The organism is Peribacillus asahii (assembly GCF_004006295.1).
In the GTDB taxonomy this organism is placed as follows: domain Bacteria; phylum Bacillota; class Bacilli; order Bacillales; family DSM-1321; genus Peribacillus; species Peribacillus asahii_A.
In genome coordinates, this window is sequence record NZ_CP026095.1 from 2,901,034 (window position 1) to 2,918,903 (window position 17,870).

Below are 17,870 nucleotides of genomic sequence, written 5' to 3' on the forward strand. Positions count from 1 at the left end.
CTTTTATAAGAAAGGAGAGATTACATGACTACAAACAAACCTACAAAAAAACCATGTTTAAAATGTGAAAAAGATAAGCCGATTACTAAAGATTTTTATCTTTCAAATTCAACTAATCATGCAGATTCTCGTTACCCTATCTGTAAAACCTGTATTAAAAATAATTTAAAATTAGATGAACCTATGTCTCAAGAAGCTATAGAGTCTCTTAAAAATGTATTAATTGAAATGAATCGCCCCTTCCTTTTCTCACAATGGACTACTTCTGTTGAAGAATCATCAAGAACTGGTAGAGAATTGTTCGGGATGTATATTAAAAATATATCCATGCCTCAATATAGAGATTACTCATGGAAAGATAGTGAATTCGAACCTAACCTTCCATCCACCGAAAATAAAGTCGAAGTAGAAGTAATTAATAAATCAAATAAAAAAGAAAATGAAGAAATTGTTGTAATTGACACTAGAGATAAAGAAGATGTTATTAGAATGTTGGGTTATGATCCATTTGAACATGAAAATCCTAATGACAAAAAGCATCTTTATAGTAGGCTTGTTGATTTCCTAGATGAAAGTACGCTTGAGGATGGGTTTAAGTTACAAGCTGTCATTGAAATCGTTATAGGATTTAATCAGATAGATAAAATAAACCATGCTATTACAAATATCACTAATGATATTGATAGACTATCAGATAAATCAGGCGGAATAAAGTCGCTGATTGATTCGAAGAAGAACATTCTTGCATCATTAATTAAATTAGCTGAAGAAAATGGTATATCAGTTAAACACAATACTCAAAAAAGTAAAGGTGCTGGAACTCTTACAGGAATCATTAAGACTCTCCAAGAAAAAGGAATCGAACAAGGAGAACTAAACTTATATGATATTGAGACGGCACAAGGCATTAGACAAGTTGCTGATTTGAGTAATCAAAGCATAATGGCTCAACTACAGTTCGATGAAAATGATTACACTAGCATGTTAATGGAACAAAGAGAAATGATTCAGGAGTTAGATGCAAAAGTAACGAAACTAGAAGAAGAAAACAGATTGTTAAAAAAAGAGTTAATTAGGTATAAGCAGTCAGATGGTGATTCCGATGAATAATCAAAATTTATCTCAAAGGAAAATAGACGGATATTTAAAGTTAGCACAAATAATTCAGTGGGGAAGAAAAAATCCTGTACGTTTTGTGGAAAGATTCTTCGGAATGGAATTATTGGATTATCAAAAATATGTATTCATGGAAAGTTGGTATAAGCAATACGTACTTTGGTGCATGGGACGTAATAGTGGAAAAACCACACTAGGCTCCCCTTTCATTATGGCAAAAAGTTTGTTAATACCAAATTTTCAAGCTTATATATTAGCAGGTGTTGGTTCACAGTCACAAGAAATGTTCTTAAAAATTGAGAAGATAGCTAAAAGAGAAATTGCATCCTTTACAGGGCTTACTGATGTTTTCTATAACGAAACAGTAAAAAGTGCTGCAAATACAGATGGATTTACTCATAATCCTGCTTCGTTTCAATACAAATTATATAATGGTTCTATTGTAAACTCTTTGAACGGTTCATTTGACAATAACAGAAGTAAAAGATCAAACTTGAATTTTTATGATGAAAGCGGATTTGCTCCAGATGAATTGTTCACAACATCGGAACCATTCGCTGTACAAAATAGCGACTTTCGTTTAGGTGGAGATGTCGATGTAACTCTATTCCCGAAACAAATGCCAAACCAATTAGTATACGCATCTTCTGCGTCATCTACTGATACGTACTTTTTTAGGAAGTATTCTGATTTTGCTAAGAAAATGTTCTTAGGAGATAAAAGATACTTTGTTGCAGATATAAGTTCAGATGTGGTTATTAACGCTACGTTTAACGGAAAATTATATCCTGTTTCTCTTCTATCTCAAGAAACGGTTGACGCTGCAATGAGGGATAATAAAGAGAAAGCAATGCGTGAGTATAAGAATATATTCACAAGTGAAGGCTCTGATAATCAAATCATCAAGCGTGCAATGATTATTAGAAATTCAGAAACTAGACCGCCTATTCTATCTAATGATGGGAATGGAATATTTGTTTTTGCTATTGACCCTGCTAGGAATCATGATAATTCAGTGTCAACTGTAGCTGAATTAATAGAGGATGAAAATATAGGTTGGAGAATGGAAATAGTAAACAATGTGTCTTGGACTGATTTAGAAAAAAAGAAAAAGACACCTATTAAAACTCCTGATCAAATTAAAGATTTCAAAAGAATGTTACTCGACTACAATGGAGTTAAAGTGGCTGATTACGAGAATATTCATAGAGTTTTAATTGATGCTGGTGCTGGTGGAGCAGGTATGTCTGCTTGGGCTGATGGATTATTAGAAGATTGGACAGATAATAACGGTATTAAGCGTAGAGGATTGATTGATAAAAATCATGATGAGTATAAAACTTACTCTCCTAAATATCCAAATGCTGTTGATAAAATAAGCCTACTCTCCCCTCAAAAATACAAAAAAGAAATGTTTGAAGCTTTAATAGAAATGATGAATTTGAATCTCATTTCTTTTCCAGAAACCTATGACTATAAAGGTGAATTAACAATCCCTCTTGAAAATGGAGAAGTTAAAAAATACAAGTTAACTGACGATGAAATATTATCATTGACTAATATTGATATAGCAAAAGAAGAATTGGTTAGTATTTATGCTTTCAAAAGTTCAAATGGTAACGTTCGTTATGATTTACCACCTGATAAACAAAATAAAATTCATGATGACCGTGCCTATACTATCGCTATGTTGGCTTGGTATTTACAACAATTAAGACGTGAAAGAATCACTAAGAGACAAAGTCCTAAAGTAAATATTAGTGAGTTATTCATGTTCAAACAACCAAATTTATAAACAAGGAGGTGTAGAATTAATAATATGACTGAACAAGTAAATCAAAACATCCCTATTTCATTCGCTCAACTAGGTAAATTAATTTATAACGATATCGAAAAATCTACAACAAAGTCATCTATCATGACAAAGTATACAAAAGAACAAATTGTTCGCTTTTTAGAGAATCCCAAAGGGAATCAAAAAGAATTACGTAAACTAAGCAATTTCCTATTCAACGGTTCCCCTAACTATAGACGATTAATCTTGTACTTTGCTAATATGTTGAAATTTGACTATATTGTTGAGCCTTTTGACTTGAATACAGAGAAAATTGAAATAGATAAATTTAAGAAACAATACTTACAAACTATAAAATCATTAGAAATTATGAACATCCCTCATGAAATGCAAAAAGTTTTGAAAACTTGTTTCAAGGAAGATGTGTTTTATGGTTATGAGCATTCTACAGTCGATTCTTATTTCATCCAAAGACTGAATCCCGATTTCTGTAGAATTAGTAGTATTGAAGATGGTATCTATAATTTTGAATTCGACTTCTCTTTCTTTAATGATTCAACTTATAACGTTGAGAATTATCCACAAGAATTTCAAACGAAACGTAAATTATATCTTAATGATAAATTAAATAATAGATGGCAGGAGCTAGACTCCAAACAAACAATTTGTATCAAGATAAATGATGAGTTTGAATATCCTGTACCTCCCTTCAATACTGTATTTGAAGCTGTATTTGATATTGATGAGACTAAACGAATGCGTAAGATAAGTACGAAAATGGATAACTATATGATTCTTACTCAGCAGATTCCTATTGATGACAAGAAAAGTGAACCGAATCAATTCCTAATAGACTTAGATACTGCAATTGCATTCCATAATAAAGCGATTCAGTCTTTACCTGAAGAAGTCGGACTAGTCACCTCTCCTATGAAAATTGAAGCTATTAAATTAGAAAGACGAAATAAAGACGCTGACCATGTAGCACAGTCAGAACGTGATTATTATAATGCTTCAGGTGTAAGTCAAATGCTATTTAATAGTGATAAGACAAATAGTACAGCATTAAGCAAATCTATTACTACTGATGAGCAAATTGTTTTAACTGTATTGAGACAAATAGAGCGATGGGTAAATCGTAAGTTAAAATATATCAATAATAAATATAAGTTTAGAGTTAAATTCCTTGATACTACAAATTTCAACTATAAGGAAATTAGTGATTTATATTTAAAGGCTGCTCAATATGGAATGCCAGTCAAACAAGAATTAGCAGCTACATTAGGACTCTCCCCTTCTAGTTTAATTAGTAAAACATTCTTAGAAAATGATGTCCTAGATTTACATAACAAATTAATCCCATTGAGTTCTTCACATACCATAAGTGGAAAAGATGGTGCAGGAAGACCAACTAAAAATGAGGATGAATTAAGCGAGTCTGGACTTAAAACTAAGGATACAGATGGGAATATTAGAGAATGATTAATTTAATATTTCGCTTGGAAGGAGGTGAAATGGTTGGACAAGAAAATTGATAAATTTGTACCCGTCCTCTTTCAAAAATTAAATACATACGAAAATGAATCAGAAGATACAAGATTCTTAAAGGTTAAAATTTGGCTAATGCACACTGAAGAAAATCTTAATGGTAGTTATTTTGATAAAAAAGTAGTTGAAGAAGCTATCCCTACATTAGCTAACACTCCTATTCTTGCTTACATTGAAGAAAATTCAGAAGATGAAGTAGACTTCTCTGATCATAGAATGGTTTTAACAAAAGAAGATGGACAATTTAAAATAAAATACATCGGTCAAGCTATTGGTGTCATTCCTGAAGATAATAACGCTCAATTTGAAACACGTTTATGTGACGATGGCATTGAACGAGAATTCCTAACAGTTGATGGATTAGTGTGGACAAAATGGGACGATCCTGTAGATATTTTTAATCGTGACGTATTTAAAGCTCAATCAATGGAACTTCATGATGATTATGAAGGACAGTTTGGAGAAGACGGATTATTCCATTTCACAAAATTCTCCTTCTTTGGTGCATGTGCTCTAGGTACAGAAATTTTACCTGCTATGCGATCAGCAACGATTGAGGCACAGTTTTCATATGACAACATGTTTGGAGAAATTCAAAACAAAATGGAGCAATTCAAGCTTGTATTTAGTAAGACTGATGAAGGAGGTAACGAAAACGTGGATGAAAAATTAGAGTTGTTGAAAAAATACTCTCTTACAGAAGAAGATTTAAAAGTAAAAGAAATCAACTTAGAAGAATATTCAATTGAAGAGTTAGACGTTAAATTACAAGAAATTGCTTCTGTAGAAAATAAAGATTTCGCTTTAGTTGCTAGTCAATTAAAAGATGAAATTAGAGCAGAACTTTATAAAGATTACACTGAAGATGAATGGGGTTATAAATCTCGTAGTTATTGGTATGTAGACCATACTGACGGATTAGTTATCGCAGAAGATGCTAAAGATAATTATCGTCTGATTGGTTTATCTTATACAGTTAACAATGATGTAATTGAAATTGATTTCGATTCTAAAAAACGAGTAAAACTTGCATATGAAACTATCGAAGGTGAATCTGATTTACAATTTAACTTAACATCAAAAGATAAAGTTGAATACGAGTTAAATGTAAAAGGAAAAGAGTTAGAAAGTAATTTCACTACAGAAAAAGAAACGGCTGTAAATGAAATTAAAGATGAGCTTGATGTACTATCTGGAAACTTCAATAAACTTGAAGAAGAGGTTACAGGTTTACGTCAATTTAAACAAGAAAAATTATCTGCTGAACGTTTAAAAGAAGAACAGTCATTATTTGAAAGTTTCTCTACTGAACTTACAGAAGATGAAATGAAAGAAGTTAAAGAAATTGCTTCTGAATTCACATTGGAACAAATTGAAGAAAAATTATTTACATTAGTCGGTAAGAAGAAAGCTAATTTCTCTAAACAAACTAAAAAAGAAAAATCATCTTCAATTAAAATTGAGTTCGAACATAAGGATGAAGAAGTTGTTCCTTATGGTGGCATTTTGAATAAGTACATTAAAAATTAAATTAAGGTATTAAATTAGACGTTACATTAGTGATGTCTTTTTATATTTTATAAAACAAAATCAATTAGGAGGAAATAAGAATGGCAAATAGCGTAGTAAGATTAGATAAAGTAAAATCTACAGGAGTGGGTCACATTTACTCCGTGTTAGCACCTGAAGCTTTACAAAATGGTTTCGTTGCAGCACTTAAAGGACTTAAAGCAGGAGAGCGTGAAATTTATGAAATCGAAAAAGCAGGTACAACTAAACCTGTAGTTTTAATTGCTAACCCTGCAATCAACTATGACAATGCTCGTCAAGGTGCAAATTCTGAACAAGAATATTCAATTGCAAACGGAGAAGTTGTTCGTGCTTACGAATTACAAAAAACAGACATCTTTTCTGTAACTGAAGAAGGTTTAACTCTACTCGGAACAGACCTAGTTGTAGGTAACTATGTAATTGGAGATGCATCTACATACAAACTTAAAGAATCTACAACTGTGGCTGGAACAGAAGCATTTGTTGGTAAAATCGTTCGTATTGATACTTTAGGTACTACTGCTGTAACTGGTCAAGCAGGTTCAGTTGGTCGTGTATTAAAATACGCTGTAATCGAAGTACAAAAGAACGCTTAATTAAATAAAATTATAAAATATAATATCTAGGAGGATAAAATTAAATGAATAAAGAATTAGTAAAACTATGTGTTGACACAGTTAAAAATCCATCAATTGTACAAAACTTTTCAAAAGGGCTTAATCCAAGTGATGTAATTCGTAAAGAATTCTTCGAAATCCTTGGTACAGAAAAACCTACGTATAAAGATTTACGTAAACATAAAGTAGAAGTATTTGAGATTCTTGAAGAAGTATTAGACCAAACAGTTATCAATGGTGTAAACGAAGATGATTTCTTCATGCAATTTGCAGAAACTCGTAACGTAGCACTTGGAGATCAATTAGAATTCTATGTACCTGATAATAGTTTACTAGTGGCTTCTGAACTTGCAGGAAATCATTGGGATATCACTCGTCAAAAATTAGATGTTGGTCAATCTTTCACAGTTAAAACTCGTTCATTCGGTATGGCTGTGTACGCTGACTTCATGCAATTCTTAGCTGGTCGTGTTGATTTCGCAGAATTAGTTGCAAAAGTAGCTAAAGCAATCCAAAACAAAATCGCTCAAGAAGTTGCAGCATCATTCGCAGCAGGTGCAGGATACCTACCTACTGAATTTAAAGCAACTGGTTCTTATTCAGAAGGTACGTTAATGGATATCGTTGGTCATGTTGAAGCTGCTACTGGTGCTACTCCTATGGTAGTTGGTACTCGTAAAGCGTTAGCAAAAGTTACTGCTGGAGCAAACCTTTCTGAAAGTATGAAAGATCAATTAAATCAAACAGGTCATCTTTCTGTTTATAATGGTCTTGTACTAGTTCAATTACCAACTGTACATAAAGCTAATACTTTTGAATTTGCATATGACGACAATAAACTTCTTGTACTACCTGCAAACGATGCAAAACCAGTTAAACTAGTTTTCGAAGGCGATTCTTTAGTTAAAGAAGTATCTGATGGTACTCAAAATATGGATATGTCACTAGAATACAAATTCTTAACTCGTTTTGGAGTTCAAGTTGTATTTAACACTCTTTATGGGTCATATACTATTACTGCTTAATAAAATTAAATTACATAATATAAGGATGTGTTCAATATGGCACATCCTTTTTTATATGAATACAAGGAGGATTTAAATTAAATGGCTGAAACAACTAAACGAACAACTACACGAAAAAAGACTACTACTCCAACAAAACCTGTTCAAACAGAAGAAGTGGTTGAAACTGTAGAAGTTAAAGAAGAAAAACAAGTTAAACGTAAAAAACAAGTTGATCTAGATATTTTAGTATCATGTCGTAATGTGACTGACGGACTGTTAGTTTATGTATCGAAAAAAACTGGCTTAGAAACTATTTGGTCAGAATATGATGCTGAGGAAATGTTAACTGTTGGAGAATTACTAACAATGAAGGCATCTCAGCCTAAGTTTTTAAAAGAGCCTTGGTTGATTATTGATGATGAAGATGTAGCTGAACATTTAGGTTTAACTAAAATGTATGAAGACCTTGTTGAAATTGAAGATTTAGATGAATTTTTCGAATCACCTGTTTCTGAAATGGAACAAGTCTTAACTAAACTTCCTAAAGGATTAAAGGAAACGGTATCAATTCGCGCTAGAAAGAAAATTGAAGATGAAACTTTATATGACACAAGAAAAATTAGACTATTAGAAGATAAATTGAAAATCGATTTAAGTATTCTTCGTTGATTAGGAGGTGCTGAAAATGGCAACTTCTTATCAAGATATATACGCAAGGTTTCTTCCGAAAGTAACAGACTACTCTTATCTGAATTTAACCAATGAAGAAGTTGAAGATAACTTAGAAACATTCATGAAGTCTTCTATCATCAAATTTAGATATTGCAACAAACTAAGTGACCGAGATGAAGCAGTAAATGTATTCAATGAAAATTTAACAGATGAGGAACAAGAAATCTTAGCCACTCTCATGTGCGTTGAATTTTTAACTCCTAAACTCTTGACTGATGACCTACTAAAGCAAACTTTAAACTCTAAAGATTATAGTCTATATTCTCAAGCGAATCACATTAAAGAAATTCGTCAACTTAGAGATATTTTTCAAAAAGAGGCAAACAATCTAATGATATTGTACACCTTCACTAAATCAAAGATGGATGATTTCCTATGACAACATATAAAATCCCTAGAAACAGTCAATTGTTTGATAGTTACTTAGAGGTGTCTAAAGGTCGAGTATATAAAATACTTCCATTATTAGAAGAAGAAAATGAAGGATTGTATCATTATGTAGATTCATTGCTTTTTGAGATATATGGCTTACAGTACGTTATCACAGGAGTTAAAGAGTCATTTAATTACTTATCGCTACTATGCGGTCTTGAGTCAATATTGGATGAAGTTTTAGTAAAAGAAAAAGACTTGAAGTTTATTAGAAGTGAAATATTTAGATTGATTGGATTAATCGAAAAGATTCAGAAAGGAGAGTGAAAATGAGTTATTTAGATATTTACAAAACAAGACTTCAAGCTAGTGGTGATAATTCTACAGATGGCATTGTCTTTTCAAGTAAACATACGGTTAAGAATAACTTTAGTAACTCACTATTTTCTGAATTGGTTTTAATCAATGATGATGAATATGAAGCTATTATTACGCAAGGTGAAAAAAGTAATGATAAACAACTACTTTTAAAACCTGATGTCAAAATTAATATTGGATCAGTAGTTAAAATCAAAGAGTCAAATTATCTTGTTTTTGATTTTCTTGGTGATGGAATTAACGAGATATATCCTACAGCTACATTGAAACTTTGCAACAACTCATTGACAGTTAAAGGTGAACCTACAGAAACTCAAGTTGGAACAAATCCTTATACTGGAGAGCCTGTGTATGAATATCAAGATGGAGTACCTACAACCTACCCTTGTATAGTAACAATGCAATTAGAGAATGAAAATCTAGAGAATCAACCCATTCGCATCAATAATGATGTTGTTCAGGTCACTCTCCCCTACTTTGATTTTAAAGAAACTCAAATTGAGTTATATGAGAATATTTATCAAGTTAAAACCGTTGATAAAACAAAGGTTATTAATGGAGTTGGATTATTGACAGTCTTAGGAGAGAAGGTGTAATAAATGAATTTACGTGAATATACATACAAAATTGAAAATGTATTAATGGATGAAGAGTTATTACGCCTACTTTATTACATGCCTAAGAATGTGTTGGATAATCCATTAGATACCGCTAAACCTAATATACTTGATAAACCTACTAAGGATAAATGGGCAATATTCAACGATAAGATTATGACTGCTTCAAATTTCAATGGATTTGATACGTCACCTATATGTAGATTATTTTACTATGCAGGTAACGGTAGGAGTGCGAAGGATAATTATTTATTTTCTAAGCAGCAATTCCATTTTGATGTATTTGTTCATCAGTCAATTGAAAACACAGATAAACGTTTAGAATGGATTTGTGACAGAGTGAATGAGCTGGTCTTTAATAAGTCAATTGCTGGATTAGGTAAAACTTTGTTTATACAGAGACATCCGGTAAGTGCACCAGTTAATTATGTTGGATATAGGTTAATCTATGAATTCTGTCATGAGAATTATTAAGGTGATTGGATATGAAGATATTGAATGAAAATGATATTCATTTGAAGTTTCTATTGGGATTATCTATACCTGTGGATGGAATTGGAGAGCTTAAGTCTCCCCTACTCAAAGACATTGTTGATTTGACTGAGGAATCTTATAATATGGCACTATCTTCTATTTTCTTCGATAGAAAAAATTTAGATGTAGATCCAGAGCAAGTTAAAGATTTATCTGATTTTGAGATACTGTCATCTATTATTTATCATGATGGTTCATTTAGAGATGTCTTTTTTGATGCTTTAGAATTGCATTTTGGTAAGACACCTCGATTACATGAACAAGGTTTCGTCTATTTTGATGAAGCGTCTGAGGAAACTGTTTTGACTGATGAGAGATTCGGGTACATGAAAAAGTTGATAAGGATAGCTAATAATCTTGCTGAAGAAGAAAAAGAGGAAGATGAAATAATTGCAGGCAACGAAAGAGCTAGACAGTTCATGGAAGAACAAAAGAAACGAAAAGCTCTGTTAGCTAAACTTAAAAAACCTAAAATCAACTTGCATAGCATTATCTCTGCTGTTGGTTGGAAATCTAAAAGCTTTGATTTTATTAATCAATTAAACATTTATCAACTTTATAATGGCTATTCTAGATTTCAATTGTTTGACAACTACCATTACACAATGAATGGTATTTATGCTGGCACAATCGATACCTCGAAACTTAAGTTAGAGGATATTAATTGGGCTAACATTTTTAATACATAAAATTATAGAAATAGGAGGAATTTTATTATGGCAACACCTAATCGTTGGGCAATCCGAGAAGCTGGAGAATTTACAGCTTATGATTTAGTAACAGGCAAAGCAAAAGTAACTTTAACAACATTAAAAACTTCTGGCGTGGAAACTACTGGTAGATTTTGCCACCTAGTATAGTAATATATTAGTGAAAATCGAGCAAAATCGGTGAAGTCCTCCAATTAATCATAGGATAATACCGAGGTAAAGCACACTTTAAAAGGTGTGGCTCACCGTAGAGCATAGGAATTGAAACTACTTATAGTAGAATACAATATTCCCACGAGTGCTTGACATCCTTTCTTATTTTAAAGGATGAAAATATATGCCGACCTTGCACAATGGCAAAGTGTAAGAAGTATGGATAAAAAGCCATGCGATAACAATGTGGAAACAGTTTACGCACAGGGTGGACGTGGTTAAGCGTTAGCCACCTTATACGGTAACGTATATGTAAAACAGGAGTATTAAGCGAGAAGGCTAAGTCTGATGATATGCTAACTCGAACCGAAGGCTAAAGGTAAAACTTTAGTCAGGGGCAACGCATAGGTAGTGAACCTTATTATAAGAATACAATCTACCCAAGAGACTCCTGCTCCTCTTATGTACGATGAGGATGAAAAAGTATGCTGAACTTATAGGAAACTATAAGAAGTAGATGATAAAAAACTTCTACGATAACAAAATTGAACGCACGATTAATCGGTTTCTCATCTAACCGTCAAGCAAAAATTACACTTCAAGATGCGATCAACTTATCAAAGGTCGCCTAAAACAGAAATGTTTTAGATAGTCATCAACCAAAATCGGTGAAGCCTAAGTTATGAATAAAATTATAATATGGTAATACCGAGGTAAACAGGAACATCACCTGTCACCGTAACGCATAGCTACTGACCGTTAAGAGAGGAAAAATGTAGCCACGAGTGGTTGACACCTTAACAAGTAATGTTGAAGGTGAAAATGTATGCTGAACTAGGTATGAAGTGACATACCGTAATGCGAGGAAACTCCTAGAATATGAGAATAAAAAGTCTCATAGATAACAGAAATGTTTTGATAACGAAGCAGTTGCAATGTTGACTGGAAATGATCTTGTTTCTGGAACAAAAGTTATTGACTTCTATGAAGTTAAAGCTGTAACTTCTAACAAATTAACTTTATCTAAAACTCCTACAGGAGCTATCGTTACTGTTTATAAAGTTAATGTAGATGGTACAAATGGTCAAGAATATACTCTTGGTACACCGGGAACAAATGCAACTGAATACTCTGTAGCTGGTAAGGATTTAACTTTCCATACTGGAGTAACAAACGGAACTCAATTCCGAGTATACTACAAAGTAACTACTGCATCTGATACTAAAACAATCAAGGTATCATCTGATGCTTTCGGAGGCACTTTCCGTGGAGTTCTTAAATGTCTTGTTGTTGATGAATTCACTAAAGATGCTTTTGAAGCTGACCTTGTAATTCCTAATGCTAAGTTTGAAGACAACTTTAATCTTTCCTTAAAAATTTAATAGGGCTTTATGATAGAAATATCATATCGAAACCACTTTAATTCAGAGAAACTCCTAACAAGTAAGGTTGAGGACAATTCTGAGCCAAGCTATATAAACAAAATTATATAGAAGGTGCAACGACTAGTCGAAAGACGTACACCATAAGCGATTGATGGTGGAAATGGGTGGAATCTTAACGGATAATGCTGAAGATTTTGATATAGTCTAGCCTCTATAGAAATATAGAGAAGTTCATAAGAGAACTGCATGAATTTAGCGAATTCGTGTGAATATAAGCGTTGCTGCTGATGGAGATCCAGCGGTTCTAGATTTAAACATGGAAATTCTAAAATCTCCAACTTCTTCAACTATGTGGGAATTAATCGTTTACGATCAATCTGCAATTGTTTAATATTTAGGAGAAAAACACTGAGGGTATTGTAAAAAATACCCTCTCCCCTTTTATGGAGGTGTAGCAAATGGCGACACAAGAAAAAGAAACTATCAAGGAAACTGAATTAGTTATCCATGAAGTAGAAGAAAAATCAGTAATCGTTAATCTTGATGGTTGGCGTATGCGTGTTTACTTTGATAAAGATTTCAAAGGACATGTATCTAAAGGTACAACAATTAAAGTCAAATATACTGGAGATATTGAAAATCCTCACAGTGTAAAATTTGAAAAACTTAAATAATTTTTTATTTAAACCATTTACGCAAATAAAATTATATGTTATATTTAATGTGTGGATAGGTAAGGATTAATACTGATAAGAGGGGTCAATCCCACCTCTCTTCCCTTATTTTATTTAAAGGGATAAATACACTAGGGATGGTGGATTAAAATGTTACTAAGTGAAACAGTTGATGTGTCGATTTCTCATAGGAATAAAAATATTTATTTAAATAAAGGCTACAACGATTCGATTGTCGGTAATGTGATTAAAGTTTCGATTGAAGATTTACCAGAAAGCTCAGGTAAAGAGATTGAAGTTCAATGTGATTATTGTAGTGATAAATATAACATTAGATATTGTGATTATGTTAGAACTAAACATGTATTCCTACATAAAGACGCTTGTAAAAAATGCTGGCATAAGAAAAGACAAGATATTTTAAATTATAAACTTGGAAATAATTTAATAGAAAATCAAAGTGAACGTGGTTATTGGTCTAGTGTAGATAATATTAAAAATGAATTAAATGAGTATATCAGATTCAATGGTTTTACTGGGAAAAGTGACAATGAAGAACAAAATAAAAAATGGAATATGATTAGTTGGTCTGTGAAAAGAAATGAATTAGACTTAGGTGAATTAGTAAGCGATTTGGGATACGATTTAAATAACATTCAAAGAAGAAAGCCTAATGGTTATATTATTCCATTTGAAGAGTTAAAAGAAAAAATTGATAACTTTGTTAAAGAGTATGGATTTTTCCCGGATCAGAAAAACTTATCTAAAGATTTAAAAATACACAGTTCAGATTATCAAAAACATGGTGCTTTAGTAGAAATAAGAGATAAGTTAGGATATAATGATAAAAAGTATTTAACAGATAACAGAGGGTTTATAAATAAATCTTCATTTGAATTGATAGTTGCAAATTACTTAATTGCACAAAATATCCCTTACAAACGTGAACAACTTCCTTTTAAGGTATTTAATAAAAATTTAAATTATAGAAGTGATTTTACATTTTATCTCGATGAAAAAGAAATTCACGTTGAAGTTTGGGGCGGAATGAGAACATTTAATGGACAAAGAGAATTATACGATTATGATTCAGTAATGAAAGAAAAGCTTCAATTATACGAAAAATATAACATAGAATTAATATCAGTAACTCCAGACATATTCTATAATTCTATGGGAATGATTAAAAAGAAATTATATAATATATTTTCAGATTATTTAAATCTCCCTTTCATCGAAGTTAAAGATAGACTTGTTTCAACATTTACTCTTCACGAAATGTCTGATGAAACACTGTTTGAAGAAATAATGAAGTTTAGTAAAATAAAAAGAGTTTTACCATCATATGGGACTATGAGAGAAAACAAACATGAATTTCTATTTAAAGAAGTATTAAAAAGATATGACTCACTAAAAGAATTTGCAAAAAAGAACAATGTAATAACTGCATATGACGCAAGAAGTAAAAAGATAATGAATTCTGTACTAACCAACACCCACTCCCTAAAGTGAGGTGTTTTATTTTTTTTAATCCGTTAAAAGCATGATTTTATCGCAAATTTAAGAGAAGAAAGTCCTTTATTTACAAGGGTTTTCGACAAGGATCATAAGGAGGAATTAAATATTATGGCAAAACAAGTAAGTATTAAAATGTTGGAAGAAGAAACTAAGCTCTACAGTGAGCATATTGATATCCCCGTCACTATTCAAGGTCAAACTGAAGAGTTAAATATTAAACTCTACCCTTTCTTCTCCCCTACCAAAGTGCGTGATCTAGTTAACAGCTTGATTGAATTCTTTAAGGCTGCTGAAAAAGAAAAAGTGAAAGTTGATCAGTTAGATGAAGATGATTTAATTGGATTCTTTATTGTAAAATATTTCACCAACCTAAAGTTCACCAATAGTAAAAAAGCTTCAACAATTTATAAAGAATTTAAGATTGCTCAAAATTCAAGCGTATTCAAAACACTATTACAAGCGTTTCCTGAAGAATCAGTTAAATCAGTAATGGAACGTATTTATGAAGTTCGAGATTTCAATGCTAAATTTCAAAATATGATTACGAATGTACAAAAGGAAATGCAGGAATTACCTTTAGAAAATAAAGAAATTCTATTCCCTAATAAATCTGACGTGAGTAATGTTTTAGCAGATAAATAGAATGTGAGTTGATATGTATGCCAACTTTTTCAAACTTGAAAGATTTAGAGAAATATATGAATCAACAGGCTAAGAAAGCTATGTCTAAAGGTAAAAATGTTAAAAGAGCAGTTGTTGACGAAATGATTGAAAAGATTGATAAAAATATTTATCCGAAATATGACCCAAAGATGTATACTCGTCAAACTACTGATGGTGGATTAACTGACCCTGAAAACTTTGCGATGGATGAAACTGCTGAAGGTGTGTCTATCTACTCTACAAGGGAAGCTACAGATAGAAGTGGTCAAGATGTGTATGCGTTAGAAATTATCGAAGGACATAAAGAATATTCTATTGAAGATACATATGGATATGGCTATGAGAAGCCTCGTCATGCAGTGGAGCCAACTAGAGAAGCATTGAGAAATAGTAATAAACTGACTAATGCAATGAAAGATGATTTGAAGTCAGTTGGGTTGAACATTAAATAAAATTATATAAAGGTGGTGTAAAGTTTGAGTAAGAAAATTGAGAAAAATATGCTCAGAGAACGTGCTAAAAAATTGCCTGATGTAACAGATGAAATGTGGAAACAAGTTAATGAGGATTATAGATTGCTTGTTGAAGAATATATCTCAGTTCAATCTCACAGTCCACAAACTAAGAAACAGTACACCTCATCTCTCCGTCAATTTGGCTGGTTTATGTGTCAGTCTATGAATAACAAACCACTATATAAAATAACTAAACGTGACTTCTTGCGATATTTAAGTTATTTGAGAGATGATAGAAAAATGTCTTCAAGTGGAATGAATTTAAAAAAAGCAACCGTATCTAGCTTATGTAATTATATTGAAAATGTAGTAGCAGATGAAGATCAAAACTATAAAAATTTTAGAAATTTCACACGTGGTCTGCCTTCAATCCCCCGAAATAAAGTATATGAGAAAATTAAAGTTACATATGATGAATGGCAAGAAATGATGAAAGTTTTAGAATCCGATGAGAATTATCTAGGTATGGCTTGGTTAGCTACTGCATTCTTAGTGGGAGCTAGACGTTCCGAGATTATCCAATTCAGAACAAGTATTCTGGAACAAAATCCAAAAGAAGGTCAAAATTATGTACTTTCGCATATTGTTCGTGGTAAGGGATCATCGATTGATGGTAAACCTCTAGAATACATGATCCCGTTAGATGTATTACCCTATTGGAAAAAATGGATTGAATTTAGAGGCTATGAAAGTGAATATGTTTTTACAACAAAGCATAATGGTGAAATTCGTCAAATGTCTCCTAGTTGGGCTGATTATTTTTGTACAGAAGTATTAAGTAACATTTTAGGAAGACGAATTAATGTTCATATTTTCAAAAATTCTTGTATTACTTATCATCTAGAAAATGGAGTGGACATCAATTTAGTCAGCAAGTTTATTGCACACCATAACGATATTTCGACTACTTCAATATATGATCTAAGAGATTTTGAAGATGAGAAAAACGGTATTTTCGGCTAATTGATTACTGTAAAATTACCCTTTTATCACAGTATCTCCTCTCCCCTATTCGTATCAACTGAGCGTCTATACTCCCTTCTAGGCGTTCGGTTGAAATACATTTTGTAAGTAGAAAAAGACACTCATTTAAATTTGAATGTCTTTTTGTGTTTATAACGTATAAATCATTCATCTTCTCTAAGTGACTTTGGAATTTTAAGCTTTTTAAGTTTACCTTTGTCCATAAGTTGTATCTCATCTGAATTATCGAAATCAACTTCATAAGGGTTGTATTCACGAGAAGATTGTTCATTTTTGATAATGTGATAACCATTCATATCGTTTCTAGGTAATCCCTCTTCATTACCTAAGTTACGATTAGTATCTCTTTGTAATTCTCTCTCAAGTTGATTTCTCTTATTGATTGCATTTTTAGTGACTGCTACTTGTAACGCATGTTGTTCAAGGATATGAGCTATATAATTACTCAGACTCCTATTATTCTCTTTGGCAATGTTCTTCAATTCTTCTTTAATTTGTTTATTGATAATTATAGTTAAACGATCATTGTTTTCAGATATAGACATGAAATTCCTCCTTCTAATTACTTAAGGTTAAGGTATTAAATTTATAATAACAAAATTTATAAAAAGTTTCCATATTATTTATAAACCTTTTGTAAACTTTTAACCTTTGAAACTATTGACAAATGGTTTATAAACCTTTTATAATAAGTATATCAACAGGAAATAGCTTCCTAGTTACACTTATTCAGAAGGGGTGTTTTAAATATGAAACCCACAGTATTTACAGATCTAAAATTGTCGGTATCTACAGAGGTTGCATCGGAAAGCGAACAAGATGGATTATTAGAAGGAGGTTATACATTTGACTCATTAACAACAAGTAGATTTATTCTTATTAGAATTGATAATGAAGGAAAGTCTCACGTTGTGGATGTTCATGATTGGGAAGCTGATTTGGAGAATTTAAAGTATTTTTGTGCGGATGAGTAATTAGTAGATACATAAAATGAGTGATTA

At 31.8% G+C, this 17,870-nt stretch carries 21 protein-coding genes; 20 read left to right on the plus strand and 1 reads right to left on the minus strand.

The features are described 5' to 3' along the window. Positions 1-24 precede the first annotated feature (24 nt). The 19 genes from BAOM_RS25160 to BAOM_RS14325 all read left to right on the plus strand — a co-directional run bounded on the left by BAOM_RS25160 (position 25) and on the right by BAOM_RS14325 (position 16,848). Entirely contained in the window at positions 25-1,110 is a 1,086-nt protein-coding gene (locus BAOM_RS25160) for a hypothetical protein (RefSeq protein WP_257467351.1), read from the plus strand. Continuing rightward, positions 1,103-2,911: a terminase gene (locus BAOM_RS14245; RefSeq protein WP_127760834.1), complete on the plus strand. Its 1,809-nt coding sequence runs from the start codon at positions 1,103-1,105 to the stop codon at positions 2,909-2,911. Before BAOM_RS25160 ends, BAOM_RS14245 begins: the two co-directional genes overlap by 8 nt. 24 nt (positions 2,912-2,935) lie before the next feature. Then, entirely contained in the window at positions 2,936-4,393 is a 1,458-nt protein-coding gene (locus BAOM_RS14250; RefSeq protein WP_127760835.1) for a hypothetical protein, read from the plus strand. A 36-nt stretch (positions 4,394-4,429) separates the two neighbouring features. Further along, positions 4,430-5,989 (plus strand): V-type ATP synthase subunit I domain-containing protein, encoded by a 1,560-nt coding sequence (locus BAOM_RS25165; RefSeq protein WP_257467352.1) that lies wholly within the window; start codon positions 4,430-4,432, stop codon positions 5,987-5,989. 80 nt (positions 5,990-6,069) lie between these two features. Further along, complete coding sequence (locus tag BAOM_RS14260; protein ID WP_127760836.1) at positions 6,070-6,606, plus strand: hypothetical protein; 537 nt, start codon at positions 6,070-6,072, stop codon at positions 6,604-6,606. Between the two features lie 44 nt (positions 6,607-6,650). Further along, complete coding sequence (locus BAOM_RS14265; protein WP_127760837.1) at positions 6,651-7,652, plus strand: hypothetical protein; 1,002 nt, start codon at positions 6,651-6,653, stop codon at positions 7,650-7,652. An 81-nt stretch (positions 7,653-7,733) separates the two neighbouring features. Continuing rightward, a complete protein-coding gene (locus BAOM_RS14270; protein WP_127760838.1) occupies positions 7,734-8,303 on the plus strand; it encodes a hypothetical protein in 570 nt (189 codons plus the stop codon). Positions 8,304-8,319: 16 nt separating this feature from the next. Continuing rightward, entirely contained in the window at positions 8,320-8,745 is a 426-nt protein-coding gene (locus BAOM_RS14275) for a hypothetical protein (RefSeq protein WP_257467353.1), read from the plus strand. Next, positions 8,742-9,065, plus strand: a complete 324-nt coding sequence (locus BAOM_RS14280; RefSeq protein ID WP_127760839.1) for a hypothetical protein — start codon at positions 8,742-8,744, stop codon at positions 9,063-9,065. The genes BAOM_RS14275 and BAOM_RS14280 overlap by 4 nt, the downstream gene beginning before the upstream one ends. 2 nt (positions 9,066-9,067) lie before the next feature. Next, complete coding sequence (locus tag BAOM_RS14285) at positions 9,068-9,712, plus strand: hypothetical protein (RefSeq protein WP_127760840.1); 645 nt, start codon at positions 9,068-9,070, stop codon at positions 9,710-9,712. Positions 9,713-9,715: 3 nt separating this feature from the next. Further along, positions 9,716-10,207 (plus strand): hypothetical protein, encoded by a 492-nt coding sequence (locus BAOM_RS14290; protein ID WP_127760841.1) that lies wholly within the window; start codon positions 9,716-9,718, stop codon positions 10,205-10,207. An 11-nt stretch (positions 10,208-10,218) separates the two neighbouring features. Continuing rightward, positions 10,219-10,956: a hypothetical protein gene (locus tag BAOM_RS14295; RefSeq protein WP_127760842.1), complete on the plus strand. Its 738-nt coding sequence runs from the start codon at positions 10,219-10,221 to the stop codon at positions 10,954-10,956. Between the two features lie 27 nt (positions 10,957-10,983). Further along, complete coding sequence (locus BAOM_RS24530; protein WP_164853246.1) at positions 10,984-11,127, plus strand: hypothetical protein; 144 nt, start codon at positions 10,984-10,986, stop codon at positions 11,125-11,127. Positions 11,128-12,065: 938 nt separating this feature from the next. Next, positions 12,066-12,512 (plus strand): hypothetical protein, encoded by a 447-nt coding sequence (locus BAOM_RS14300; RefSeq protein ID WP_127760843.1) that lies wholly within the window; start codon positions 12,066-12,068, stop codon positions 12,510-12,512. 461 nt (positions 12,513-12,973) lie between these two features. After that, on the plus strand, positions 12,974-13,189 hold the full coding sequence (locus BAOM_RS14305) for a hypothetical protein (protein ID WP_127760844.1): 216 nt from the start codon (positions 12,974-12,976) through the stop codon (positions 13,187-13,189). A gap of 150 nt (positions 13,190-13,339) precedes the next feature. Then, positions 13,340-14,701, plus strand: a complete 1,362-nt coding sequence (locus BAOM_RS14310) for a hypothetical protein (RefSeq protein ID WP_127760845.1) — start codon at positions 13,340-13,342, stop codon at positions 14,699-14,701. 114 nt (positions 14,702-14,815) lie between these two features. Next, positions 14,816-15,349 (plus strand): hypothetical protein, encoded by a 534-nt coding sequence (locus BAOM_RS14315; protein WP_127760846.1) that lies wholly within the window; start codon positions 14,816-14,818, stop codon positions 15,347-15,349. 17 nt (positions 15,350-15,366) lie between these two features. After that, the gene (locus tag BAOM_RS14320; protein ID WP_127760847.1) at positions 15,367-15,822 is read left to right on the plus strand and encodes a hypothetical protein; all 456 of its coding nucleotides are present in this window, start codon (positions 15,367-15,369) and stop codon (positions 15,820-15,822) included. A gap of 24 nt (positions 15,823-15,846) precedes the next feature. Continuing rightward, positions 15,847-16,848, plus strand: coding sequence for a tyrosine-type recombinase/integrase (locus BAOM_RS14325; protein WP_127760848.1), 1,002 nt, complete (start codon positions 15,847-15,849; stop codon positions 16,846-16,848). Between the two features lie 164 nt (positions 16,849-17,012). On the opposite strand, the gene BAOM_RS14330 is transcribed toward BAOM_RS14325, so the two are convergent. After that, a complete protein-coding gene (locus BAOM_RS14330; RefSeq protein WP_127760849.1) occupies positions 17,013-17,414 on the minus strand; it encodes a DUF6364 family protein in 402 nt (133 codons plus the stop codon). A gap of 204 nt (positions 17,415-17,618) precedes the next feature. Here BAOM_RS14330 and BAOM_RS14335 point away from each other — a divergent pair, with 204 nt between their 5' ends. Beyond that, a complete protein-coding gene (locus BAOM_RS14335) occupies positions 17,619-17,843 on the plus strand; it encodes a hypothetical protein (RefSeq protein WP_127760850.1) in 225 nt (74 codons plus the stop codon). Positions 17,844-17,870 lie beyond the last annotated feature (27 nt).

Excerpts from the sequence above, each read along its gene's own strand:
- BAOM_RS25160 (WP_257467351.1), top strand. The coding sequence starts at position 25 with ATGACTACAAACAAACCTACAAAAAAACCATGTTTAAAATGTGAAAAA.
- BAOM_RS24530 (WP_164853246.1), top strand. The coding sequence starts at position 10,984 with ATGGCAACACCTAATCGTTGGGCAATCCGAGAAGCTGGAGAATTTACA.
- BAOM_RS14305 (WP_127760844.1), top strand. The coding sequence starts at position 12,974 with ATGGCGACACAAGAAAAAGAAACTATCAAGGAAACTGAATTAGTTATC.
- BAOM_RS14265 (WP_127760837.1), top strand. The coding sequence starts at position 6,651 with ATGAATAAAGAATTAGTAAAACTATGTGTTGACACAGTTAAAAATCCA.
- BAOM_RS14310 (WP_127760845.1), top strand. The coding sequence starts at position 13,340 with ATGTTACTAAGTGAAACAGTTGATGTGTCGATTTCTCATAGGAATAAA.
- BAOM_RS14320 (WP_127760847.1), top strand. The coding sequence starts at position 15,367 with ATGCCAACTTTTTCAAACTTGAAAGATTTAGAGAAATATATGAATCAA.
- BAOM_RS14330 (WP_127760849.1), bottom strand. The coding sequence starts at position 17,414 with ATGTCTATATCTGAAAACAATGATCGTTTAACTATAATTATCAATAAA.
- BAOM_RS14335 (WP_127760850.1), top strand. The coding sequence starts at position 17,619 with ATGAAACCCACAGTATTTACAGATCTAAAATTGTCGGTATCTACAGAG.
- BAOM_RS14285 (WP_127760840.1), top strand. The coding sequence starts at position 9,068 with ATGAGTTATTTAGATATTTACAAAACAAGACTTCAAGCTAGTGGTGAT.
- BAOM_RS14315 (WP_127760846.1), top strand. The coding sequence starts at position 14,816 with ATGGCAAAACAAGTAAGTATTAAAATGTTGGAAGAAGAAACTAAGCTC.
- BAOM_RS14280 (WP_127760839.1), top strand. The coding sequence starts at position 8,742 with ATGACAACATATAAAATCCCTAGAAACAGTCAATTGTTTGATAGTTAC.
- BAOM_RS14300 (WP_127760843.1), top strand. The coding sequence starts at position 12,066 with ATGTTGACTGGAAATGATCTTGTTTCTGGAACAAAAGTTATTGACTTC.
- BAOM_RS14290 (WP_127760841.1), top strand. The coding sequence starts at position 9,716 with ATGAATTTACGTGAATATACATACAAAATTGAAAATGTATTAATGGAT.
- BAOM_RS14270 (WP_127760838.1), top strand. The coding sequence starts at position 7,734 with ATGGCTGAAACAACTAAACGAACAACTACACGAAAAAAGACTACTACT.
- BAOM_RS14260 (WP_127760836.1), top strand. The coding sequence starts at position 6,070 with ATGGCAAATAGCGTAGTAAGATTAGATAAAGTAAAATCTACAGGAGTG.
- BAOM_RS14250 (WP_127760835.1), top strand. The coding sequence starts at position 2,936 with ATGACTGAACAAGTAAATCAAAACATCCCTATTTCATTCGCTCAACTA.
- BAOM_RS14295 (WP_127760842.1), top strand. The coding sequence starts at position 10,219 with ATGAAGATATTGAATGAAAATGATATTCATTTGAAGTTTCTATTGGGA.
- BAOM_RS14245 (WP_127760834.1), top strand. The coding sequence starts at position 1,103 with ATGAATAATCAAAATTTATCTCAAAGGAAAATAGACGGATATTTAAAG.
- BAOM_RS14275 (WP_257467353.1), top strand. The coding sequence starts at position 8,320 with ATGGCAACTTCTTATCAAGATATATACGCAAGGTTTCTTCCGAAAGTA.